21 protein-coding genes are annotated in these 23,717 nt (G+C 56.0%); 2 read left to right on the top strand and 19 right to left on the bottom strand.

The window, feature by feature from the left end; genetic code table 11:
* Nucleotides 1-3: 3 nt before the first annotated feature.
* From GRI44_RS10380 to GRI44_RS14145, 13 genes are all read right to left on the bottom strand, one after another.
* Nucleotides 4-984, bottom strand: a complete 981-nt coding sequence (locus GRI44_RS10380) for a class I SAM-dependent methyltransferase (protein WP_160601721.1) — start codon at nucleotides 982-984, stop codon at nucleotides 4-6.
* The gene (locus GRI44_RS10385) at nucleotides 985-1,536 is read right to left on the bottom strand and encodes an acyltransferase (RefSeq protein ID WP_160601722.1); all 552 of its coding nucleotides are present in this window, start codon (nucleotides 1,534-1,536) and stop codon (nucleotides 985-987) included.
* Nucleotides 1,515-3,398 carry an asparagine synthase (glutamine-hydrolyzing) gene (gene asnB / locus GRI44_RS10390; RefSeq protein ID WP_160601723.1) on the bottom strand — a complete coding sequence of 628 codons (1,884 nt, stop codon included), beginning with the start codon at nucleotides 3,396-3,398 and terminating at the stop codon, nucleotides 1,515-1,517. Before asnB ends, GRI44_RS10385 begins: the two co-directional genes overlap by 22 nt.
* A gap of 3 nt (nucleotides 3,399-3,401) precedes the next feature.
* Nucleotides 3,402-4,586: a DegT/DnrJ/EryC1/StrS family aminotransferase gene (locus tag GRI44_RS10395; RefSeq protein ID WP_202386318.1), complete on the bottom strand. Its 1,185-nt coding sequence runs from the start codon at nucleotides 4,584-4,586 to the stop codon at nucleotides 3,402-3,404.
* The gene (locus tag GRI44_RS10400) at nucleotides 4,583-5,584 is read right to left on the bottom strand and encodes an NAD-dependent epimerase/dehydratase family protein (protein WP_160601724.1); all 1,002 of its coding nucleotides are present in this window, start codon (nucleotides 5,582-5,584) and stop codon (nucleotides 4,583-4,585) included. Before GRI44_RS10400 ends, GRI44_RS10395 begins: the two co-directional genes overlap by 4 nt.
* Before the next feature lie 50 nt (nucleotides 5,585-5,634).
* Nucleotides 5,635-6,735 carry a DegT/DnrJ/EryC1/StrS family aminotransferase gene (locus tag GRI44_RS10405; protein ID WP_269800998.1) on the bottom strand — a complete coding sequence of 367 codons (1,101 nt, stop codon included), beginning with the start codon at nucleotides 6,733-6,735 and terminating at the stop codon, nucleotides 5,635-5,637.
* Between the two features lie 14 nt (nucleotides 6,736-6,749).
* Nucleotides 6,750-7,349, bottom strand: a complete 600-nt coding sequence (locus tag GRI44_RS10410) for an acyltransferase (protein ID WP_160601726.1) — start codon at nucleotides 7,347-7,349, stop codon at nucleotides 6,750-6,752.
* Nucleotides 7,349-8,296: a Gfo/Idh/MocA family protein gene (locus tag GRI44_RS10415; protein WP_160601727.1), complete on the bottom strand. Its 948-nt coding sequence runs from the start codon at nucleotides 8,294-8,296 to the stop codon at nucleotides 7,349-7,351. The genes GRI44_RS10410 and GRI44_RS10415 overlap by 1 nt, the downstream gene beginning before the upstream one ends.
* 235 nt (nucleotides 8,297-8,531) lie before the next feature.
* Nucleotides 8,532-9,653 (bottom strand): NAD(P)/FAD-dependent oxidoreductase, encoded by a 1,122-nt coding sequence (locus GRI44_RS10420; RefSeq protein ID WP_160601728.1) that lies wholly within the window; start codon nucleotides 9,651-9,653, stop codon nucleotides 8,532-8,534.
* 46 nt (nucleotides 9,654-9,699) lie between these two features.
* Nucleotides 9,700-10,977, bottom strand: a complete 1,278-nt coding sequence (locus tag GRI44_RS10425; RefSeq protein WP_160601729.1) for a tetratricopeptide repeat protein — start codon at nucleotides 10,975-10,977, stop codon at nucleotides 9,700-9,702.
* On the bottom strand, nucleotides 10,949-13,141 hold the full coding sequence (locus tag GRI44_RS10430; RefSeq protein WP_160601730.1) for a GumC family protein: 2,193 nt from the start codon (nucleotides 13,139-13,141) through the stop codon (nucleotides 10,949-10,951). Before GRI44_RS10430 ends, GRI44_RS10425 begins: the two co-directional genes overlap by 29 nt.
* Before the next feature lie 34 nt (nucleotides 13,142-13,175).
* Entirely contained in the window at nucleotides 13,176-13,835 is a 660-nt protein-coding gene (locus GRI44_RS10435; RefSeq protein WP_332872403.1) for a polysaccharide biosynthesis/export family protein, read from the bottom strand.
* A 134-nt stretch (nucleotides 13,836-13,969) separates the two neighbouring features.
* Nucleotides 13,970-15,442 (bottom strand): O-antigen ligase family protein, encoded by a 1,473-nt coding sequence (locus GRI44_RS14145; protein ID WP_160601732.1) that lies wholly within the window; start codon nucleotides 15,440-15,442, stop codon nucleotides 13,970-13,972.
* A gap of 213 nt (nucleotides 15,443-15,655) precedes the next feature.
* Here GRI44_RS14145 and GRI44_RS10445 point away from each other — a divergent pair, with 213 nt between their 5' ends.
* Complete coding sequence (locus tag GRI44_RS10445) at nucleotides 15,656-16,927, top strand: nucleotide sugar dehydrogenase (protein WP_160601733.1); 1,272 nt, start codon at nucleotides 15,656-15,658, stop codon at nucleotides 16,925-16,927.
* Between the two features lie 8 nt (nucleotides 16,928-16,935).
* A complete protein-coding gene (locus tag GRI44_RS10450) occupies nucleotides 16,936-17,949 on the top strand; it encodes an NAD-dependent epimerase/dehydratase family protein (protein ID WP_160601734.1) in 1,014 nt (337 codons plus the stop codon).
* Nucleotides 17,950-17,969: 20 nt separating this feature from the next.
* On the opposite strand, the gene wecC is transcribed toward GRI44_RS10450, so the two are convergent.
* The 6 genes from wecC to GRI44_RS10480 form a co-directional block, all read right to left on the bottom strand.
* On the bottom strand, nucleotides 17,970-19,271 hold the full coding sequence (gene wecC, locus GRI44_RS10455; protein ID WP_160601735.1) for a UDP-N-acetyl-D-mannosamine dehydrogenase: 1,302 nt from the start codon (nucleotides 19,269-19,271) through the stop codon (nucleotides 17,970-17,972).
* An 89-nt stretch (nucleotides 19,272-19,360) separates the two neighbouring features.
* On the bottom strand, nucleotides 19,361-20,482 hold the full coding sequence (gene wecB / locus GRI44_RS10460) for a non-hydrolyzing UDP-N-acetylglucosamine 2-epimerase (protein WP_160601736.1): 1,122 nt from the start codon (nucleotides 20,480-20,482) through the stop codon (nucleotides 19,361-19,363).
* Between the two features lie 41 nt (nucleotides 20,483-20,523).
* The gene (locus tag GRI44_RS10465; protein ID WP_332872404.1) at nucleotides 20,524-21,147 is read right to left on the bottom strand and encodes a hypothetical protein; all 624 of its coding nucleotides are present in this window, start codon (nucleotides 21,145-21,147) and stop codon (nucleotides 20,524-20,526) included.
* Between the two features lie 111 nt (nucleotides 21,148-21,258).
* Nucleotides 21,259-21,777 carry a demethoxyubiquinone hydroxylase family protein gene (locus tag GRI44_RS10470; protein ID WP_160601737.1) on the bottom strand — a complete coding sequence of 173 codons (519 nt, stop codon included), beginning with the start codon at nucleotides 21,775-21,777 and terminating at the stop codon, nucleotides 21,259-21,261.
* Nucleotides 21,774-22,250: a disulfide bond formation protein B gene (locus tag GRI44_RS10475; protein ID WP_160601738.1), complete on the bottom strand. Its 477-nt coding sequence runs from the start codon at nucleotides 22,248-22,250 to the stop codon at nucleotides 21,774-21,776. Before GRI44_RS10475 ends, GRI44_RS10470 begins: the two co-directional genes overlap by 4 nt.
* Before the next feature lie 19 nt (nucleotides 22,251-22,269).
* A complete protein-coding gene (locus GRI44_RS10480; protein ID WP_160601739.1) occupies nucleotides 22,270-23,616 on the bottom strand; it encodes a S41 family peptidase in 1,347 nt (448 codons plus the stop codon).
* Between the last annotated feature and the right edge of the window lie 101 nt (nucleotides 23,617-23,717).

Raw genomic sequence — 23,717 nt, forward strand, 5'->3', positions numbered from 1 at the left:
GCCTCAGTCCGGAACGGTCGAGTGGGCAAAGCGGCCGGAATAGGCAGCTTCTTCGCTGTGAAAAGTTGCAGCTTTCATACCATTGTCAGCAACAATGCGCCGGACTTCATCTTCGCTAAAGCGACGCGCATTGCTCGGGCTATACCAGTCGAAGTTGGTTACGATTGACGTGTCTTTTCCGAGTTCTTCGTTCCAGAAACACTTAAGGAAATTCCAGTAAACAAACCGCTGGATGTCCATTTCACCGCCCTTGATTCCCAGAAGCGGGATTTCAGGGACATCAATGTTCACCGTAAGTTCGCTCAGGCGTTTGCCCAGTTCCGTGAGCTGTTCGGACATCTCCCACAACTGCTCACTTGTCACTTCCTTGCAATGCATGCGGAAATAGTCATCCAGCAGTTCACGCGGCAACGCCTTCTTGGCGTAAAAGTAGCACGCAAATTGGCCTGCACTGGCGGTAATGCGCGAGAGTTCAGCGAAAGTGGCTTCCGGACTTTCTGTGTGCATGATCACTTGATCACAGCTCACATAATCGACTGCGCCATCTTTGAACGGTGTTTTCGCAATGTCCCCCTGGAGGAAAAAGAGATTGTCGAGCTCGCCAAACAGTTCAGATGCCTGCTTGGCCGCCCCCGAATAGTCAATGCCGACCACAACCGCTCCAGGCGCCAGCCGGGCAAACCACGCCGCCTTGTAGCCCAGGCCGCACCCTGCATCGACAATTATGCGGCATTTGCCGAGATGCGTGGCAAGCGCTGCCTCGCTGTCGAAGCCATAAAGCTTCAGGTACCAGTCGCGCTGAAAAGCATAAAACTTCTCCAACTCGTCAGTAGCTGCGTATTTGTCCCACTTTTCTGTGAAAACATCGTTCGTCTGTTGCTGATTTTCGGCACCAGACACATCGGTCAGGCTTGCGTAACGTTCCGAAAGCTCGATCGGCTTTTTCACTGACGCGTCGAAAATTGCATGGAAAGTATTAGTCATTTAGTCCCTCGATGATTCAGAAGCGGTATCCGAAGATATCCGGGCTGGGTTGCCATAGGCTTTGGCGCCTGAAGGAACATCCTGAATTACAAGACTATTTGCTCCGATGATAACTTGGTCACCTATGCTTACGCCTTTGGCAATGACCGAATTGGGGCCGATATAGCAATTGTTTCCGATTTTGGTCGGAGCCAGCTTATATTCGGCGCGTCCGGCCGAGATGGCCCAATCTACCGTATCATGACTGTAAATCTGCACGCCTGCAGAAATCGAACAGTTGCTGCCAATTTGAAGGCCGCCCGACCCGTCGAGGATGGTAAATGGTCCGATCCATGTATTGGCCCCCACTGACACTTCTCCGAAGACATGGCTACTATCGTAGATGGACGTGCCTTCTCCAAACCCCAGGGCTTGCGCTTTTTCCCAGCGATCAGAAACATAGTCACCAAACGGCAACACGCGATCATACTCGTTTTTCAACTTCTCACGGCGGGCTGTTAACATGTCTCTCAACTGGGTCAGGAATCCCGTCACAAGATTTGCTCCATCCATTCGTTGACGTTCAGCAAGGACCATATGAGAAGGCGCCGGTTTTCATGCCCGTCGAGATGTTCGTTGACGAGTTCTTGCACGGCAGACCGGTCAAGAACGTCATAGATAGCTGCATTGCCGTTCATAAGGCGATTGCGGACGAAATCGATGCTTTCCCCTTTGAACCAGCTCGCATCCGGCGATGAAAAGCCTTGCTTTTGCGCCTTGGTAATATCTTCGGGAATATAGCGTGACATCATGTCCCGCAAAATCTGCTTTCCGTCGCTGGTCTTCTGAAAGACGCCTTGCGCCTTTTTGGTCAGATCATTTTCGTTGATCCGCACGACTTCCTGCAGCCGGTTCAGCTTTAGCGAAACCGGACATTGCATGGCAAAATCGACCAGGTCATTATCCATGAACGGCACACGCGTTTCGAGACTGTGGGCCATCGACAGCTTGTCTTCGACTACAAACAAGCCGTGCAGGAACGTCTTGGCTTCGAAATATAGTGAGTGATTGATATAGTCTTCAGCGCGTTCCAGCTTATTCTGATGCGTGTCGAACACTTCACGGAAAATTTTTCTCGTGCCTGCAGGATCTGTGCTGACTTCCGTAGCAACCGGACTGAAAATGCGTTTGAGTTCACGGTTGTTCACCAGTCGCTGCCAATATCCGTAATATTGGTCGACATAATGATCGAAATCATCGCTGACAGCCGCGCGGTAATAGCGCCAGGGATATCCACCAAACAGTTCATCGCCGCCAGCCCCGGACATGACGACCTTGACAAATCGGCTGGCCAACTGGGCTGCGTAATAGTTGGGGTAGCTCTGACCCACCCGAGGTTCTTCAAGATGCCACGCCAATTCAGGCAAGCACCGCTCCATATCGCCTGCCTTGAGCACCATTTCATAATGCTCTGTCCGAAACTTGGCCGACATGGCCTCGGCCTTCACGCGTTCGTCGAAGGCCAGCTCTATTCCAGAAGCGGAGCTAAGATCAAAACCGCAGGTAAAGGTCTTGAGATTGGGAAAGCTTTTTGCGGCAATAGCGGTAATCGATCCGGAATCCATGCCGCCGCTAAGATAGCTTCCCAGCTCCACGTCACTTATCAGCTGGCGTTTGACCGCTTGATTGAACAGCCGATCCAGTTCCTCACGATACTCCTGGTCGCTCGCACGGATGGTCGGCTCGCGGAATTCATAATCCCAATACTGGGTGAGTTCCAGCGCCGGGCTTTCATGACCAAGGTCAATGACGCCAAAATGGCCCGCTGGAAGCAGGTCGATATCCTGCAGTAACGTGCGATCAGTAAAGAGGTTCTGGAAGGTAAAATACTCAACCAGCGCCTGCTTGTCCAAATTGCGAGAAAAAGCAGGATCAGCAAGAATTGCCTTTTGTTCAGAAGCAAAAACGAACCTGTTGCCCTGTCGCGAAACATAAATGGGTTTTACGCCATATCTGTCTCGAGCAACCACCAACTTGCGGTCTTTGCGGTCCCAGATCGCAAACGCAAACATCCCGTTGAAACGGGAAATAGCGCCTGTTCCCCAGTGAGAAAAGGCATTGAGAACGACTTCGGTATCGCAGTCCGACCGGAACCAGTACCCCGCGTTTTCCAACTCGGCGCGCAATTCACGGAAATTGTAAATTTCGCCGTTATAGACGAGCACAAATCGATGCTCGACGCTGACCATGGGCTGCGCCCCTTGATCGGTGAGATCAAGAATAGCCAGCCGCCGGTGACCCAGACCAACATTGCCTTCAGCCCAGTGGCCTTCCCCGTCGGGACCACGATGGGCAATGGCATCCGTCATCTGTTGCAGCACGCCGCGGGCAACTGGCGCGCCGTCCAGTTGAATAAGGCCGGCAATTCCGCACATTTTTCAGGCGGGCCCCTTCAATACTGTCGCGATGACATAATCCTGCTCTGCTTCCGTCATGCCATGAAACAGAGGAAGGGAAATTGAGCAGTCATTTGCCGCAAATGCGTTGGGCATGTCCTCTTCGCGCAGGCTGTATTTTTCGCGGTAATAGGTCAGCATATGGACGGCATGGGTCGCCGGCCTTGTGGACACGCCCGCTGCCTGCAGATCTTCCATCCAGGCATTGCGTTCACCGTTTATGCGTTTGACCGTGTCCGGCCTGATTTCGGCTGCTTTGAACAAACACGGGTAGCTTTGGTAGCTATGTTTGCAACCATCTGGCTCCTGCGGAGTACGCAACCAGTCGAGCCCGGCGAACGCCTCGTCAAATCGCGCGGCCAACCGTCGGCGCTCTGTCACGATCTTGGCGGCGCGATCCATCTGGGCTGCACCCAGCGCAGCCTGAAAGTCAGTCATTCTCTGATTGTAACCAGCCAGCGGATGATCTGCCAGAAGGTAAGGCCTAGGGCCAAGATGACGCTGATGGTCGGACATCGCTGCACCATGATCGCGCAATTGGCGAATGGTTTCGGCCAAGTCGGCATTATTGGTCGTCACCATCCCCCCCTCACCGGTGGTGATGGCTTTACGAGGGTGGAAGCTGAATGAACCGGCATCACCCAGAGTGCCCACATGCTTGCCGTGGTAAGTGGCGCCGAAACCGCAGGCTGCGTCTTCAATCACCCACAATCCGTGCTTCTTTGCCACAGCATTTACAGCATCCATGTTTGCCGGCAGGCCGAACAGGTGAACTGGGATAATTCCCTTGGTCCGCGGCGTAATGGCTGCTTCCATGGCGGGAATATCAATATTGAATGTTTCAAGATCAATATCGCAGAACACGGTTTTGGCTTGCTGGTGCTCGACAATGTTGGCGGTAGCGATCCACGTAAACGCTGGGACGATCACCTCATCCCCGGCACCAAGCCCAAGCGCTACTGCCGCCAAATGCAGACCAGTTGTGCAGGAAGTTACCGCCAGCGAATGGTTGGCGGCAGTAAAATCTGACCACTTGGTCTCAAATTCTCGCACTTTTGGTCCCTGCACCAGCCATCCGCTGCGCAATGGACCAAGGACGCTTTCGATTTCGGCTTCGGTAAGGGCTGTACGAGCAATCGGTACATTCATGACAGGGGCGCTGCTCATTCTGACAAGCCTACAGCCATGCGCCTCGTGGCGACGGCTTCCTTGTGCGCGGCGCGCCAGTCGATCAGGCGACGAAGGCCCTCATCAAGATCGATCTCGGAAGTAAATCCGATTTCGTTCGATGCTTTCTTGGGGCTGCCGATGCGGTTGCGTACCAGAGTGGCCTGGCTGCGCTCAGCATATTGCACTTCCTTGTCGCTACCCGTCAGATCGATCAGCTTCTGGGCCAGTTCCTTCAGGCTCGTGCGAACGCCGGTCCCGACGTTATAAAATTCATCGGTGGCATCGGCCTGCATCGCGCGTACATTGGCCAGCGCGCAATCTTCCACTGCAACAAAGTCGAACGCTTCAGAGCCGTCCCCCATAATGGTAGGCGCATCACCACGATCAATCGCATCGAGCATTTTCATAATGACGGCGATATAAGCGCCATGATAATCCTGACGTGGGCCATAGACATTCATGTAGCGCAAACCGACAAAATCGAGCCCATATCTGTGATGGTAAGCGCGCAACATCGCTTCGCCACAAATCTTGGTCGCGCCGTAAAAATTTTGATTATTGAACGGGTGGTCTTCTTCCATCGGATCAGTCACTGCATCGCCATATACCGAAGCGGACGATGAATAGACCAACCGGTCAATACCGTTACGAACGCATGCGTCCATGACATTGAAAGTTCCCGCCACATTCACATTGAATGCCGACCGGGGATATTCATGGCATTGCAGCAGCCAGAGTGCCGCGAAGTGAAACACGCCATCGATATCCTTCATCGCTGAATCGAGGATATCTGTTTGCAGGATATCGCCGCCGACATCATATATCTTGCACCGCGGATCCTTCACCGCGTCAGCCAGATTTTCTTTGCTGCCACGCGCAAAATTATCATAAATCCGGATCGAGTCGACGTCATGCTTCAAAAGAGCATCGACCGTATGCGATCCAATCAGGCCTCCGCCTCCGATAACCAGCAAGTTTTTACCTTGAATGTTCATGCTATTCTCCAGCTGGGCGATGCACCCAGCTTATTGTGTGTGTGTATGTGTCAGGCTTCAGGCGAAGTACTGGTTTTTTCGACCGCTGATTTCAGTTCCGCTGCAATCATGTCAATCGTAGCATCATCCAGATAGGGATGCATAGGCAGGCTCATAACGGTTCGTGCCGCTTCTTCGCTATGAGGAAGGTCAAGAATTTTTTCAGAAGCAACCGCAGGTTGCCGCGCTAGCGGGACTGGATAATGGACCGAAGTGGGGATGCCTGCTGCCTTCAGAACCGCCTGAACCGCATCACGGTTTTCAACTCTCACCGTAAATTGCGCCCAGGCACTTTCATTATGCGGCGCGATCTCGGGCAGTTCGATGCCAGCGCTATCGCGCAATGCGCGTTTATAATGGCTCGCAACCGCATTGCGCGCTTTGATCTCATCCTCAAAAATGGTCAACTTCTGCAGCAGGATCGCCGCCTGCAACGTGTCCAGGCGGCTGTTTATGCCTACGCGCACATGATGATACCGCCGGTCCTGACCATGGCGGACAATCTGGCGGACAATCTTTGCTAGCGCAGCATTATTGGTGAAGATTGCGCCACCATCACCATAACATGCCAACGGTTTGGTGGGGAAGAAGCTGGTCGTTGCGATTGTAGTCAGGCCGCAGGATGCGCGGGCCTTGTAGCGGGCACCGAAACTTTGCGCGCCGTCTTCAATTACGAAGAGCCCGAAACGTTCGGCAATCTGGTTTATCGCATCGAAATCGGCGCATTGGCCATAAAGGGAGACCGGGATGATCCCCTTCGTTCGCGGGGTGATTGCAGCTTCAATTGCTGACGGGTCGATATTATAGGTGGCCGGATCAATATCGACATACACCGGCACGGCGCCAAGAAGGGCGGCGGCTTCGGCAGTAGCGATATAACTAAAACTTGGGGTGATGATTTCATCGCCCGGGCCCACACCCAAGCCCATCAGGGCTGCTTGCAAGGCATCGGTGCCATTTGCGCACGAAATGCAATTTTCGGCGCCCGCCAGAGTAGCAAGCTGGGCTTCGAGTTCCGCTACTTCGGGACCAAGGATAAACTGGCCATGATCCAGAACCCTGGCAATTGCCTCATCCAGCCCATTACCAAGTCGCGCCCGTTGGGCGGCCATATCTACAAAGGGGATCATGATGCGCTATCCGCTTTGCGCTGGTGGCGCGTAACCACGCCTCCCGAAAGCCGGTAGAGATCGTTTGTGGCAGCACAATGCGCCTCGCATTCGCCCTGGAGCGGAAGATCGAGCTTGTCCCCGTAGGCGCTCATCCAACCGATCTGACGCGCAGGGACGCCTGCCATCAAGGCGAAATCGGGCACGTTCTTGTTCACGACTGCGCCAGCAGCCACAAATGCATAGGCGCCGATCGATATACCGCAGACTATGGTACAATTCGCGCCCAGCGAAGCGCCTTCGCGGACCAGTGTGTCGCGGTATTCGTCCTTGCGTTCAACAAGTGCGCGAGGATTATAGACATTTGTGAACACCATGCTGGGTCCGCAAAAAACGCCGGTTTCCAGTGCGACGTTGTCGTAAATCGACACGTTGTTCTGGACTTTGCATTTATCACCGATGCGTACCTTGTTTCCGACGAACACCCCTTGCCCCAGCGAAACGCCAGCACCGATCACAGCGCCGCTGCAAACATGCACAAAATGCCAAATTCGCGAGCCATCGCCAATTGTCGCACCTTCATCAACGATGGCGCTTGGGTGAATTGTATAGGCCATTACCCTGCACCTAGCGCACGGTGCCGATCGCCTCGCCCTGGTTCGGCTGCGCCGTTGCGGATGGCGGACACCACATCGATAGCAGACCGATTGGCTTCCAGGCCAAAACCGCGGCCAGCAAGAATTTCCTCATAGCTCCGGGTATGCAGATCGGTGAAACCGCCACTGAATTCTATCTCGCTGCCATCAACCGTGATGGAGCGGAAGGTTCGGAGGCCCTTGACACGTTCTTCTGCCGGGACATCGTCGATGTCGAGGGAAAGAAACCAGCGCACGCGCGCATGTTCATATTCAAGATATCCTGCGGCCCGATCATGCTCGGACACATGGACTATTTGCTCCTGAAACCCGCCAAATATGAAGTGCAGCATATCAAAGAAGTGAACGCCAATATTCGTCGCTATCCCGCCGGCCTTCCGGTCATCACCTTTCCAGCTCTGCGAATACCACCGCCCTCGCGACGTGACGTATGTAAGGTCAACTTCATGCTTGGTATCTTTACGTGCCGATGCGATTTGCTGCTTAAGTGCGATAATCGCAGGATGCAGACGAAGTTGCAGGATTGTATGAATCTTATGGCCGGAATCGCGCTCCACATCCAGTAAGGCTTCAAGGTTCCACGGGTTCAAAACCAACGGTTTTTCACAAATTGCGTCAGCTCCGGAACGCAGCGCGAAACGCATGTGAGAATCATGCAGGTAGTTGGGTGAACAGACCGATATATAATTGACTTTTTCTGCGTCGGCGCTGCGTCGCAATTTGTCGATATGGCGGTCAAACCGTTCAAATTCCGTGAAAAAGTGCGCGTCAGGGAAATAGCTATCCATGATTCCGACTGAATCGCTCGGATCAAGGGCTGCCACAACGCGATTTCCGGTATCGCGGATGGCCGCCATGTGGCGCGGAGCAATATAGCCGGCTGCGCCAATCAGTGCGAAGTTTTCCATGCCGGGTATTCTCTCAGTCTAGTTTGCGTACTACGCAATGCGATGTTAGGGCTATCAACGCCGGGGAATAGCCCAAACCGGGTAGATTTCAATGGTATTGAACGCGGCAGCAAGGCTATCGTTCGTTGCGCCTGAACCCCCACTTACCAAACATGCTGGAGAATGGCAGCGTTAAAAGAATAGCGGGATCAAGGTGTTGAAAGCTGATCCGATGCCTTTCGGACATTTCCGGGGTTTAGAAATGTGTGCAGGCAAGGTCTGCCGCCATCTCACCAAGAGGTAATGACGATGTCAGCCCCGGTGATTCAATTCCGAAAAGATTGACCAAGCCGTCGAGCCCATGATGCGCCGGCCCGGAAACCACGAAATCCGCCCCGGCTTCGGCCGGCCCTGACAATTTAGGGCGGACCCCCGCATAATCAGGAAACATGCGGCTTCGATCTACCTCAGGCCAGAATTTGGCAACGGCATCGGCGAAACGGTCCCGTGAGCTGATGTTGACATCGTATTCAAGGCTTTTAATCCACGTCACATCGGGTCCAAAACGCGCTCTTCCTGCAAGATCGAGAGTTAGATGTATTCCCAAGCCGCCAGGTTCAGGGAGCGGGTAGATCAGGTGGGAAAATGGCACATTTGCGCTGTATGAAAAATAACTGCCTTTCGCGTATCGCGTTGAGGGAATGCAGCCACCCGGCAGTCCTTCAACCATTGCAGCCACTTCTGAGGCCCACAGGCCAGCGCAATTGATGACTGCGCGGGTTGTAACGCTTTCCTCCGCATCGTCTGTTGTGAAAATCTGCCACGAGTTTCCGGCAGACTTGATGCCCGAAACCTGACAGCCCGCCACAAACTGCGCGTCCAGACTTTCCGCATGGCCAAGCAGCGCGGTCATGTATGCGTGGGAATCGATGATGCCGGTGGACGGGGAAATCAGCGCACCGATACCCTTCAATTGCGGTTCAATCGTTACCAATTCACTGCGATTGACGAATTGGATATCGCTGACGCCGCATGTTTCCCCGCGAACGGCTATGGCTTCTAGCGCAGCCAACTGGTATTCAGCATTTGCGACGATCAATTTTCCGCATTGCCGGAATGGAACCCCGTTTTCTGCCGCAAATTCATATAGACGATGCCTGCCGGCAACGCACATGCGAGCTTTCAATGACTGCGGTTCATAATAGATTCCAGCATGAACAACTTCGCTGTTTCGCGCGCTGGTTTCCTGGCCATAACTCGCATTGCGTTCCAGAATCAGAACTTTGTGGCCCAACTTGCCGGCTGCCATCGCGGCTGACAAACCGATAACGCCAGCGCCGATGATGACGACATCGAAGTCCGGGGCATATGCGGCCATTAAGCTGCTGCTTCTACACGTGTTTCATGGCGCAATTTGCGCTGCGTCATCGGGCCAGGTCGAACGTTTCTATCACGATTTCCATACCTGACATGCCGCTGCCCCCCACAAGGTTCAATTCGAGTTCCTGTACCGGGCAATTAGCGGAGATGGTTGGACCCGCAGCGTCCGCAACCCTGTATTCGACATCATTTCTGAAGCTAGTCCAGATAACAGGCGCTCCGCTCAGGGACGGGCATTTTATCGTCCAATATGCTTTTGCCCCCTCGCTCTCGACCAACGAACGGCGGCGCTCGCTCAACCTGTAAGTGCCAGAGGGTAACGCCAGGAAGCGGCGCAGCGCAACGCCGCCAGCATTGCGCGTGGCATAGGCGCTGGCGATCAATTTGCCGCTCTTGTCAGCACCAAGCGCCCCGCCAACCGAAACATCGTTGACTGCTGTCCAGCCCAATGGGCCCGCAGATGCCGCAATGGTCTGTTTGGTGATTTTCGGGTCGTCGGCGATCGATTTTGCCCCTGCGTTCATTCTTGAATACAGGCGAAGCATAAGATCATAATCTCCGCGGATCGAAAGGAGGGTCAGAAGGTCGGTGCCTACTGACTGTAAAATCTCTTTCTTGGTGTCGCGATTGCCTGCCAAAAGCAGTTTCGCTGCGTTTTGCGGTCCTGCTGGCAAAGTACGTGCCGAATAGAGCAAATAGTCGGCCATCCATGCCGACTTGTCATCAACCAATGGCAAAAGCGCGGCAAACACATCGGGATTGTCGCCATTTTTTGCCAACAGCGCAAAAATCTGTTCGCGGCCACGCTCTGTAGTTCGTAGCGCCATGTCAAAATGCTGCATGGCTGCTGCGCCATCACCCTTTTCGGCAGCACTCTGCGCCAACAGCAGTTGTGCGAGTTTGTCCCGACGGGTGATTTTTTCGGCCAAAGCTGCGAGCGAGGCAGCTTTCTGCTTCTCGCCGGTCATGCTATAATGAAAAGCCATTATTCGCATAGCGGGTGCATCAAGGGGGTTTTCCGAAAGACGGGCCCTCCCCAGTTTGATCGCCCGTGGATCGCGCAACGCTTCTGGATCCTGCGCACCTTCAATCATAAACAGCTTCAAAGCGGCTTGGTGACCGTTGCCCAGCCGGTCAGCCAATACCGGATTGCTTCGGTTGGCCACAGTGACCATGGGCAAAGTGGCTGCGCGCACCCCCACCATCGCGCCAATGACAATTATCGCGGCATAAAAGGTGCGCTGTTGCCAGGAAAGGGCAGCAAACCGTTTCCATGGCCCCTTCTGGCGGGGATTAGTCGTCCTGCTGCGAGCCATAGCCATACCCGTAACCATACCCGTAACCATAGCTGGCCCGACGGCTGTCGATTTTGGTCAGAATTGCACCGAAGATATGACCATGGGCCTGGCGCAAGCGAGCCAGTGAGGACCTGAGCCCACGGACCGCAACGCCATCAGCTTCCACGACAAATACTGCACCTTCGACCGCACGCGAAATCAGCGGAGCGTCTGCGAGGCCGAGCAACGGCGGGCTATCAACCAACACGTGGTCATAATGTCCAAGCGCTTCTTCAATGATCGCGCGGAATCGATTGCCACTTAGCAGTTCCCCGGCGCTTGGCGGCGTTGGGCCGGCGGACATTACATGAAGCCCGCGCAAGCCTGTATCCTTGGTAACCTCCTGGAGGGTCTTGTTGCCCGTGAGCATATTGCTCAGTCCGGCATCGTTCGTGAGACCGAAATATTCGTGACACGAGGGTGACCGCATATCCGCATCGATCAGCAGGACGCTTTTGCCGGTGCGTCCAAGTGCGGCGGCAAGAGCGACACTGGAAGTTGTCTTGCCCTCAGCGGGACGTGAACTTGTTGTCATGAGCGAACGGGGGAACCCGTGCGCTGTGGCAAATGACAAGTTCGACTGCACACTGAAATACGCCTCCGACAAATGAGACTTCGAATCTTTCAGTGCCTCTGTTGCATCTTCATCGTCATCCGCCATCGGCACAGAGCCGAGCAGTGGCAGATTGAGCAGACGACCAACCGACGACGGATCGTGGAGACCCTCATCGACCTGCTCCAGCGCGATAAGTGCGAGGAAGGAGAGCCCGATACCTGCGACAAATGCAAGCGCGATGTTAAGCAGAAGATTGGGCGAAGACGGCTTGTTGGGAACTTGCGCCTGATCGACAACTGCAATGTTGCTCAGCGCGACACCGGCAACGCCAATTTCCTTATATCGTTGCAGCAGGCTGTCATACAGCTGCCGGTTGGTGTCGGCTTCACGCTGGAAAATATTATACTGAATTTGGTTGCGGCGCTGGTCAGACAACTGTGATTTAAGCGCGTCAACGCGGCCGCGCAGATCATTTTCACGCGCCGCTGCTTCACGATACGCAGAGGAGCGTGATGAGGAAACACGTCCCTCTTCCCTGGCGATAGCTCCATCCAGCGACTGGATCTGCTCCTGAAGGGCCTTGGCGCGAGGATAACCGGGTTCGAACTGGACCATCAGCTCAGCATATTCGGCAGCAGCCAACGCGCGTTGCTGACGCAAATTGGAAATCGCAGGGTTCGTCGAGCTTTCGGAAGTAGGCCCGCGTGTCGCCGCGCGGCTTTCGGCAGCAATTCGTTCAGTTGTCGCTTCGGACAAAGCGGAATTCAACGCCTCGAGATCGCTTGAAACAAGTGTACGCTCGACAATCGTCTTACCATCAGCGCTTTCGCTTTGACCCAGCGCGACGATGTTCTTGTTGGCCGCATAGGCCACTGCCGCGCGCTCGGAATCTTCCAGACGAGTCCCTAATTCAGCAAGGCGCTGCTCGAGAAACTTCCGTGCGTCCGCAGTGGACTCAAAACGGCGGTCAATCGTTGTGGCAACAAATTGCGCTGCCCAGGCATCAGCAATCATCGCGGAGATGTCGGGCGAGGCACTGGAATAGCTGATATCAACCAGCCGGGAGCGCGAAATCGGCGTAATGGTGACATGATCCAGCAGCAGATCGACTGCCTCACGCAACTGTTCTTCACGCGCATTGCCGGCAGTCGCCGTCCCGCCGCTTATCAAGCCTCCAGGGGCTTCTGCCCCATGCGCCGCAAAAAACGCGTCATTGTTAGCCAGCCGAAGTTGCCGAGCAACGCGCTGGGCCAGCGAACGCGCCTGAAGATTGGAATATTGCGTTTGGTAAAATTCGTCATCCTGGGTTGATTGCGGCGATTCAATGCCTTCAACCTTGGTCACATTCTGCTGCTCGCGATTGATTTCGATACGCGTCGTCGCTGTGTATTGCGGAGTGGACAGCAGTGTTATGATCGTCCCGGCTGCCAGACAGGCGACCATGATGCCCAGAACTACCCATTTCCAGCGGATGAGCGTCTGCCAATACTGCAGAAGTATTGGCGCATCTGCGTGCTGAATATCTGTACCCTCAGCGCCCTGATAAGGGTCAAGATTCTGGTCTTGTGCCAGAGGCAGCGTAGTATCGTTCATTGCAACCGTTCCAATGGGATCGCCAGATGCTTTATCAGCGGGTTAATAGAATTACGAGCGGCGAAAGCAGTGCTGGAGTAAGGCCAATCGCATCGCGAATGAGCCGACGCTGGGTCGATTCGCCCACCACGACAATGTCATTCGCGTAAATTTCAGGGTCTTCATAGGTCGCACTGCGAATAGCGCGCAGATTGTAGATGGCTGCCATGCGTTGGCCATCCACCGTGCGGAAGACAACAACTTCATCCTGTTTCGCGAATTCCTCCAGCCCCTTGGCTGTTGCAACCGCCTGCATCAGCGTCATGCGCCCGACCACAGGGTAGAGACCAGGCTGCCGCACTTGCCCATCAACCGTGACGACCTGGCTGACAGTCTCAACAAGGTTCACCGTAACTTGTGGATCACGGATATACCTGCCGCGTAAACGCTGGGCTATTTCGTTTTCCAGTTCTGCTGGCGTCAGTCCGCCAGCTTCGATCACCCCTGCCAAGGGAAAGGAAACTCGCCCGCCTGCGTCGGTGCGATATTCCTTTCTGGCCAGCTCATCCACGCCGAAAACGTCGATTGCAAGACGGTCGAACGGCCCGATGCGGTATGGCCGGAACTGAACCGAGCGATCGCGCGCCGAAGGTGCCGGCAAAGTATCGGCCGCCAAAATCTGAATATCAGAACTGGGGCCACTGGCGGTCTGCACAGGGCCGTAGTGCGTTTGTCCACCGCACGCGGACAAGAACATGCAGCAAATCGCCACCAACATACCGATGCGCATCAAATATCACTTTCGTTTCAGAAACCGGGCCGAATGCCAAAGGCGCCGCTCGTATTAACTCACGATTTACTAACAGTATTTCCGCTTTTTGCAAAAGATTGCCGAGTTGTCCGAAAAAGGCTCGCTGGCCTCATCCACAATGTCACAATGGCAAGCACGCAACCCAGAAGGGGCGTTCGCAGCGGATAGTCAACAAAACTGGATCCTGCAAGTATCACCAGGATTACGCTGGCCATACGGGCGTAACTGATTTCGCGGGAATCGATTTTGCTCACCCACACCCGTACAGATGTGTGCAGCCATACCCAAGCGGCGATGGCTGCGAGAATGACAGACGGTATGCCGCCTGTAAGCAGTAACTCCAGCCAATCATTATGCGCATGGTTCACATAGGTAGGCGCGAGCGTAGCTACCGGCTCATCCCGCTGAAATGCCTCCACAAAGGTACCAATGCCCGAGCCAGTCGGAAAATACTGCATCGCTATTTGCATGCTGGGCTGCCAAATTTCCCAGCGGAAGTCTGCGTCTACACCTCCCAGCAGGCGTTCAAGCGCTTCTGCACGAGAGAAGATGAGGCCCGCCAGAACGAGCAAAAGCGCGCTCGCTGCGGCCGCGACAATCAATATCAAGGATACTCTATTGTCTGCCGAACGTCTTTTGACAGTCTCGGAACGGGGTGCGCGATACAGAAACGGGATGGACAAAAGTCCGATTGCTCCGAAAACAAGACCGGCGCGTGAACCTGTAACCAGGATCAACGGAATCAGGATTACGGCCATTGCGAGCGAAGCAATCGTTCTCAATTTCCTGCTGGTTCCACCGCGATCTTCAAGCGAGGCATAAACTGCGAGCATGGGAAATAACGTTGCCAGGAAGACACCCTGATGATTGCGATTAGCGAGAAAGCCAATCGCGGAATCAGTATTCGATATCCGATAATAATAGAGCGGACTTTGCGGCCCCCCGCCAATTTGCGCGAGGCCCAGAATACCTGATAAAGCGCCAAGACAAATGATGACGGGAAGCATGATAAAGCGCTCTTCGCGCTTCAGCGAGCAGACAAGCAGCATCACCGACAAGGGCACCAGTAATGCGTAAAATGCGTTCCAGGTCCTTTCTGGTGCAATCGAAAGCGGCCGCCATTGGGGGTCAATCCCGGCAGCAACGTCAATCTGGAAGATGAGTTCGCGGTGGGGCAAACTTTGCCAAACCGATGGCGGTAGTGGCAATAGATGCAGTGTAACCAGTAGGATGAGAACCAAGAACAGACCCAACTGCACCGGGAACTGGCGGATATTGTCTGTGGTTATGACCACCAGCGCGTAGGCGATGGCAGCAATGGCCAGTGGCCTCAGTATCACCAGCGTTGCGATGTCATCGCGAGCACTACCGCCAAGCAGGAACACAATCGTCAGATAGCAAACGACCAGCCAGAAACGGCCACTTAGCGGCATATTGCCAGCGAGCTTGGGTGACATCAAAAACCTGCAAAACACATAAAGAAATGGATAGTGTGCGGGCGCGAGTGCCACCGATCCAAATTATTGGCAACAAAGATTACTCCGGCAGATACCGGGCATCGGCCAAGGCTGGCTGGGAACGGTCTGCCAGGCCCGCGTTTTGAAACAGGGCTCAATCTCCTTGGCCAGCCAAACAGTTGCTTGTGTCCCAATGCCCCTTTATGGGCCCGCTAATTGTGCCGCAGATGGCCTAACCATATCGAGAATTAAGGTTTCGTCGAACCCATGATTAATACATCAAGCGCCGTGACTGTTATCGGTCTTGGCTATGTGGGATTGCCGTTGGCAGTCGCCCTTGCAAAACAGTTTGCCACGACAGGTCTGGACGTTAATGCCGCGCGGATATCGGAACTGTCGGAAGGCCACGACCGCACTGGCGAAATTGACCGGGACCGGATGCTGGCATCTACCTTGTCGCTCACTTGCGACCCGGCACAATGCCCGCCGTCCGATTTTTACATCGTCACTGTGCCAACGCCGATTGACGAGGCGAACCGGCCGGATCTGGCCATTGTGCGGTCAGCGTCGCGGACGGTGGGGGAAATGGTCGCGCGCGCTGTGGCAGATGGCCGCACGCCGATCGTGATTTATGAAAGCACGGTATATCCCGGTGTGACCGAGGAAATCTGCGCCCCGATACTGGAAGAAGTTTCCGGCCTCACATGCGGCAAGGATTTCTTTCTGGGATACAGCCCGGAACGCATCAACCCGGGCGACCGTGAACATACAATCGACAAGATTACCAAGGTCGTTTCAGGCCAGACGCCCGAGGTGCTGGACAAGGTTGCCGATCTTTACAGCGCCATTACCAGCGGCGGCGTTTTTCGGGCTGCATCAATCCGCGCCGCAGAAGCGGCCAAAGTGATCGAAAATGCCCAGCGCGACATCAACATCGCCTTCATGAACGAAATCGCGCAGATTTTCGGCAAGATGGGCCTTTCAACTTGGGATGTGCTGGAAGCGGCGCGGACTAAGTGGAATTTTCTGCCATTTTCGCCCGGGCTTGTGGGCGGTCATTGCATCGGGGTTGACCCCTATTACCTGTCGCACCGCGCCGAAGAACTTGGCCACGATCCCAAGGTCATTCTGGCAGGCCGCGGCGTGAATGACGGGATGGCCGGCTGGGTGGCGCAGCGATTGCATGAAGCATGCAGTGGCAGAGCCGGATCAGTATTGGTGCTGGGCCTTACCTTCAAGGAAGATGTGCCCGATCTGCGCAACAGCAAGGTGGCCGATCTGGTCGCCAGCCTGGCGGCGCTGGGGCATGATATCACCGTCCATGACCCCCATGCCGATGCTGCAGAAGCGCAGCACGAATACGGGCTGACGCTGGACGATGGCGCGCTGGATCGCACGTATGATCTGGTCCTGCTGGCAGTACCGCACCGTGAATATCTGGATATGGGCCATGACCGGTTCCGCGCGTTGACGACAGCAGACGGTATCGTGGCTGATCTGAAGGGCGCATTGGGCGGCCATGCGGACTGGACGCTTTAGGAACCGATATGCGCAAGGTTCTCATTACCGGCACTGCCGGCTTCATCGGGTTTCATCTGGCACAATTACTGCTGAAGGAAGGCTTCGCGGTGGTCGGCTATGATGGCATGACCGACTATTACGATGTTCGTATCAAGGAACGGCGGCACCAGATGCTGCTGCAGAATGAACATTTCAGCGCCCATATCGGCATGCTGGAAGATTTCGACACGCTGCGCGATCTGATGTTGGCCGAAAAGCCGGACGTTATCGTCCATCTGGCGGCACAAGCCGGCGTTCGTTACAGCCTCGAAAATCCGCGCGCTTATATTGAAGCCAATATCATCGGCACTTTCAACGTAATGGAATGCGCGCGTGAACTGGGCATGGACCATTTGCTGATGGCATCCACCAGTTCAGCCTATGGCGCAAACGAAGTAATGCCGTTTCACGAACGCGAAAAATGTGACACGCAACTGACGCTGTATGCGGCGACCAAGAAAGCCAACGAATCGATGGGCCACAGCTATGCCCATCTGTGGAACCTGCCGACCACCATGTTCCGCTTCTTCACGGTGTATGGCCCGTGGGGCAGACCGGATATGGCGCTGTTCAAATTCACCAAGGGCATTCTCGAAGGCACGCCGATAGACGTGTATAATCATGGCGAGATGTACCGCGATTTTACCTATGTAACCGATCTTGTGCGCGGTATCCGTCTGCTGATCGACGCGGTGCCGGAACGTCCGGCGTCGGCAGAAGATATTGCCGAATATGACAGCCTGTCCCCGGTTGCGCCGTTCCGCGTGGTCAACATCGGCAACAGTGACAAGGTCAAGCTGACGGATTTCATCGATGCAATCGAGCAGGAATGCGGACGCGAGGCCAAGCGCAATTACATGGATATGCAATTGGGCGATGTGCCGGCAACCTGGGCCGATGCCACCTTGCTGAAGGAACTGACCGGCTACATCCCGCAAACAGGCGTCAAAGAAGGGATCAGCCAGTTCGTCGCGTGGTACCGCGAATATTACGGCGTCTGATCACATCTTCGGCGCGGGGGCTAGCTCGCCAGCCGCAGGCTTGCCCCAGCAGGCGTGATCTTCGCATCAGGCCAGATACCGCGCGTATCGTACACCAGTGCATGGCTGCGTTCTTCTGCGGGCACCACGCGGAATACGTCATGGTCCACCAGCACAATCAGAATGCCGCAATTTTCCAGCGCGGTATCCAGATCTATGAGCGCAGCACCCGTGCCGTCAAATTCGCGCGGCAATTCGCCAGCATAAGGTTCCACAACCTGCACCCGCGCGCCAAATTCGCGCGCCAGCGATGCCGCGACAAAACGCGCCGGGCTTTCGCGGAAATCATCAATATTGGCTTTGAAGGCAAGGCCCAGACAAGCGACCTTGACCCCCGGATTATCCGCCACCAGTGATTTTGCCTGGGCAATGACATGGTGCATCTTGGCATCATTCACCTGCCGGCCTGTGCGGATAAGCGGTGAATGGTCGGGCGCGCCGTGGATGATGAAATAGGGGTCCACTGCAATACAATGCCCGCCAACGCCGGGGCCGGGCTGGAGGATATTGACCCGCGGATGGCGGTTCGCCAGCTTGATCACTTCCCACACATCAAGGCCCATGCTGTCCGAAATCATCGACAATTCATTGGCAAAGGCGATGTTCACATCACGGTAGGCGTTTTCGACCAGCTTGGTCATTTCAGCGGAGCGCGCATCGGTAGTGACACAGGTGCCGCGCACGAAACGTTTGTAAAACGCCAGTGCCTTGCGGGCACAGCGCGGCGTGATCCCGCCGATTGACCGGTCATTATGGGTCAGTTCCTCAAGGATTTTGCCCGGCAGCACGCGTTCGGGGCAGTAGGAAATGGACACATCGGCGATGTCACTTGTGAGGCCCGGCATCTTGAGATCCGGGCGCAAGCCATGGATGAGATCGCGCATCGCCTCTGTGGTGCCGACCGGCGATGTCGATTCAAGGATGATCGCATCGCCCTTTTTCAGTACGCCGGCCACTTCGGTTGCCGCGGCCATGACATAGGAGGTGTCGGGCGTGTGGTGCCCGTCTTTTTCAAACGGGGTCGGCACGGCAATCACGAACACATCGGCTGGCACGATCTGCGTCGATGCTTTCAGCATTCTGCGTTGGACCACGCCATGAACCAGCCCGTCGAGGTCGACTTCCTCGATGTGAATTTCACCGCGATTGATCGTGTCGACCACGTGCTGCGACACGTCGATGCCCGTAACAGGGCAATTTGCTCGCGCAATGATCGCCGCTGTTGGTAGGCCGATATAGCCCAGCCCGATCACACACACTTCCGGTTTACTATCGCCGCGCATTACTATCCCGCCATTTGCAAATCAGCGGCCAGTCTAGACGGACAAGGGTAAAGATACCGGTAATGATAGTACTGCCAGTATAAGTGAGCCTAACGCGCCAGCAGATCCAATATGCGGGCAGAAGTGCGGCCATCACCAAACGGATTATGCGCTCGTGCCATGGCGGCATAGGCGCTGGCGTCATCGAGCAGGCGGTTGGCCTGCGCCGCGATACGCGTTGCATCCGTGCCGACCAGCAGCGCCGTCCCTGCCTCTACCCCTTCAGGGCGCTCAGTGGTTTCGCGCATGACCAGCACCGGTTTGCCTAGCGCGGGCGCTTCTTCCTGCACGCCGCCGCTATCGGTCAGCATCAGCGTGCTGATGGCAATAAGCCGCGCAAAATGCGGATAATCCAGCGGCTCGATCAGGGCGACATTCTCCAACCCGCCCAGTTCCTGGTTCATCACCTGGCGCACATTGGGATTCAAATGGACCGGAAAAATCATCGCCACATCCCCGCGTGCGGCAAGTTGCCTGATCGCTTCGGCGATGTTTTCCATCCCGTCGCCGAAATTTTCCCGCCGGTGGCTGGTGACGCCGATGATCCGTTTTCCGGCAAAGCGTTTTTCCAGCGGTGCCAGATTGGCTGCCAGGCCGGGCTGCCGATCAATCCGCGCTGTGATCCAGTGGAGTGCATCGATCACTGTATTACCCGTCACATGGACGGTTTCAGGCGCCACATTCTCACGCAAAAGCGCTGCTTGCGCTGTTTTGGTCGGGGCAAAATGCAGCCCTGCCATACTGCCGATGATCTTGCGGTTCACTTCTTCCGGCCAGGGATGATGGATATTGCCGCTGCGCAGACCCGCTTCGACATGGGCCACGGGAATTTTCCTGTAATATGCCGCCAATGCGCCAGACATGGCCGTGGCCGTATCGCCCTGCACAACCACCCAGTCTGGCTGTTCCTCGTCCAGCACCGTGCCGATTGCGGTCAGCAGGCTGGCGGTCAGGCCGTCCAGCGTCTGGTCTGGCTGCATCAGATCAAGATCATGATGCGGCACGATTCCGGCAATCTCCAGCACCTGATCCAGCATACCGCGATGTTGGCCGGTGACACAGACCCGCGAACAAAATCGTTCATCCGCCTCCAGCGCATGGACCAGCGGGAACATCTTGATGGCTTCCGGCCGGGTGCCGAAAATGGTCAGAATTTTAAGCGGAGCGTTCATGCCTCGCGCTTTACCGCGCCGGGGTTAAAACACCGTGTGCGTCAATTGGGCGCAGTATCATCTTCAGGCCCTGTCTGCCCGTCCGGTTCGGCGCTATTCCCAACCGCAGGCAGTGGTGCCTCGTCAGGGGTCAGCCCGGCCCGCTCGCGCTCCAGCTTTTCCATATAGGCGCGTTCCAGCACTTCCACGCGCGCCTGCGTTTCAGCGGCTTCCTCGTCAATGGTGGACAGGCGTTCTGCGCGGGCCGCTTCGATCAGCTGGCCGAAGCGGATGCTCTGCGCTTCGCCCTTTTCGCCGTAAGCAGCCTTGATCATCTGCTGGGTGCAGCCGGTAAAGCCGCCCAGCCCGGCTGGCGAACAGGACATGGTGCCAAATGCGCCGACCATCTCGAAACTTTCCACCCGCTCGGCCCATGCCGTATTGGCCGGGTCATCGCTGAACCGCAGGTTTTCAGGGATGCGGTAACGTTCCTGCTCCCCCTTGCGGGCGCACACGTTGATCACGTCATCGGTGGAGGCGGGGCAGGCATCATTGCCATAGACGATGACCATGTTGACCTTGTCACCGGCATCATCCTGCGCGGCAACTGGCGCGGACAAAGGCACAGCGGCAAGCCCCATCAAACTGGCAAACATGGCGGATGTGATGATGCGTTTCATGAGCATGGGCTTTCGGTTGTTCAAATCTGTCACGCCCATAAGGGCTCAAATGCGCTGAACAGGCAATGAAGCGGCAATGAAGCAGCAGGGCGCAGCGCGCGCCCGCTGCCTCCACTCCTATACCCGTTCTGCCAGCTTGATGGCTACGCGGCAGCCAAGGCGGATTGCCCCGCTGAGCAATGGGTAGGCTGGCGCCTTTTCTGCGCCGGCGGCAAGTGCTGTTTCACGATGTTCGCGCTCATCCTCGCGGAATTCCGCAATCATGGCGGCCAGTTCCGGGTCGGAACCTGATTCTTCCAGTTCGTCCAGTTGCTGCGAATAATGGCGGTCGATTTCTTCTTCGACAGCAGCCGTACACGCCATCGCTGCCTCAGGCCCGATCAGCGCTGTCGCCGCGCCCAGCGCATAACCCGCCGTTGACCAGATCGGATGCAGAATGGTCGGGCGCACACCGCGCCGCGCCATCAGCGCGTCAAATTTCGCGCGGTGACCTGCTTCCTGTTCGGCCATTGCGGTAATTTCCGCCGAATGCGGTGCGCGGTCACCCATCACGGCCAGCTGCCCGGCATATATGCGCGTGGCGCCAAATTCGCCCGCCTGGTCCACCCGGATCATGCGTGTCGTATCAGGCTTCATGCGCGTTTCCTTTTCGAAAGCAGCCACAAAATGGCAATGCCGGCCGTGGTGGAAATGAGGAAGTTGAACCCGGCCAGCGATATGCCGGCCAGTGTCCACGGCGCCACGTCACACCGGATGAGTGGTGCATTCATGATATTGTCGAGCGCGCTGCCGCCACCCTCAGTTGCGGCGGTGGTGCAGGCCGTCACGCCTTCCCACCAGCCATATTCAACACCGGCATGAAACCCGCCGATGATGCCGGCAGCGATGATGGCAAAGCCGGACAACGCCACCCACAATCGCTTGGCCCCGGGCAGGGCCGACATCAGCGCCAGCGCCAGCGCGATGAAATGGGCATAGCGCTGCCACCAGCACATTTCGCACGGGTAAAGGCCGAATACGAATTCCGAAATATACGCCCCGCCCAGCAGCAGCGCCGGTATCCCCAGCGCCAGCCGCTGCGCCAGACGGGCCCAAATTGTGTCGATCATCGTCGCTTCCGCTACCGCCCTATTTACGCGCCGCGAGTTTGGGCGAAGTGCGGCGCAATGTTTCCAGCGCATAATGGAGCTGGAAATCCTCGATGCCCTTTTCCTTCAGTTCAGCCGAAGTCTGCTTGAAGCGCGGGTCATCACGCTTGTCAGTTTCCAGCGCTTCGTCCTGCAAAGCCAGTTCATTTACCAGATGGCCGCGCAAATCCGATTCGCGCAGCTGGAAACGGGCCCGTTTTTCAAGATCGGGATCGGACAATTGCGGCACGGCAATGTCAGGCTTGATGCCGCCTTCCTGCACTGAATGGCCAGACGGCGTATAATAGCGCGCCGTGGTCAGTTTGAGCGCGCTGTCCCGCGTTACCGGCAGCAGCGTCTGGACGCTGCCCTTGCCGAAGCTGCGCTGGCCCATGATCACTGCGCGGCGATGGTCCTGCAGTGCGCCGGCCACAATTTCAGACGCCGAAGCAGAGCCTGCATCGATAAGGACAATAAGCGGGACATCCGCCGCGATTTCACCGCGGAACATCGATTCGGCATCATACAGCACCGTCTCGCCCTTGGCGCGGCCCCGCTGCGACACAATTCGCCCCTTGTCCAGGAACAGGTCTGACAAGGCGACTGCTTCGTCGAGCGATCCACCGGGGTTGGAGCGCAGGTCCAGCACCAGCCCGCCTATGCGGCCGTTGGCTTCCTTGCGAATGGATTCCCATGCCGCCAACACGTCAGCGCCGACATCGCGCGAAAATTCATTGACGGTGATGACACCCACATTGCCTGCTTCCAGCTTGTAGGTGACAGGTTCAAGCTCGATCACGCCGCGCGTGACGGACACATCAAACGGTTCTTCGCGGCCCGTGCGGAAAATGGTCAGGCGGATGGCCGTGCCAGCCGGTCCGCGCATCTGGCTGACAGCATCATCAAGATCGCCGCCATAAATCAGCTTGCCATCAAGATGGGTGATATAGTCGCCCGCCTTGATCCCGGATTGATCGGCCGGGCTGCCACGAAATGGCGAAATGACCTTTACCGCGCCATCTTCCATGATGACCGACAGGCCAAGGCCCGAATAATTGCCGTCAATCATGGTTTCGAGGCGCTGCAGATCGGCCCCGTCCAAATAGGCGGAATGGGGGTCAAGCGACGCCAGCATCCCGTCAATCGCCCCGCGAATCAGCTTGTCATCGTCAACCGGCTCAACATAGCTGGCCTTGATCCGCTGATAGGTGGCGAATAATTTGGCAAATTCCGGCCCTGCACGCCCGTCTACCTGGGCAAGCCCGGCAGTGGTGGCAGGAATAAGCGCCACTGCCGTGACAAGCGCGGCAGAGCGGATCAGGGAACGTGATCGGGCGGCGAAATTCATGCAGTTCGGCCTTTCATTATCAGACATTCTATCGCGCACACGGGCTTAACGCCAGATGAGGATTGGCATCGCTTGCCTAAAGATTTTCCCGATAGGCTTAA

The sequence above is a fragment of the Allopontixanthobacter confluentis genome (assembly GCF_009827615.1).
Taxonomy (GTDB): domain Bacteria; phylum Pseudomonadota; class Alphaproteobacteria; order Sphingomonadales; family Sphingomonadaceae; genus Allopontixanthobacter; species Allopontixanthobacter confluentis.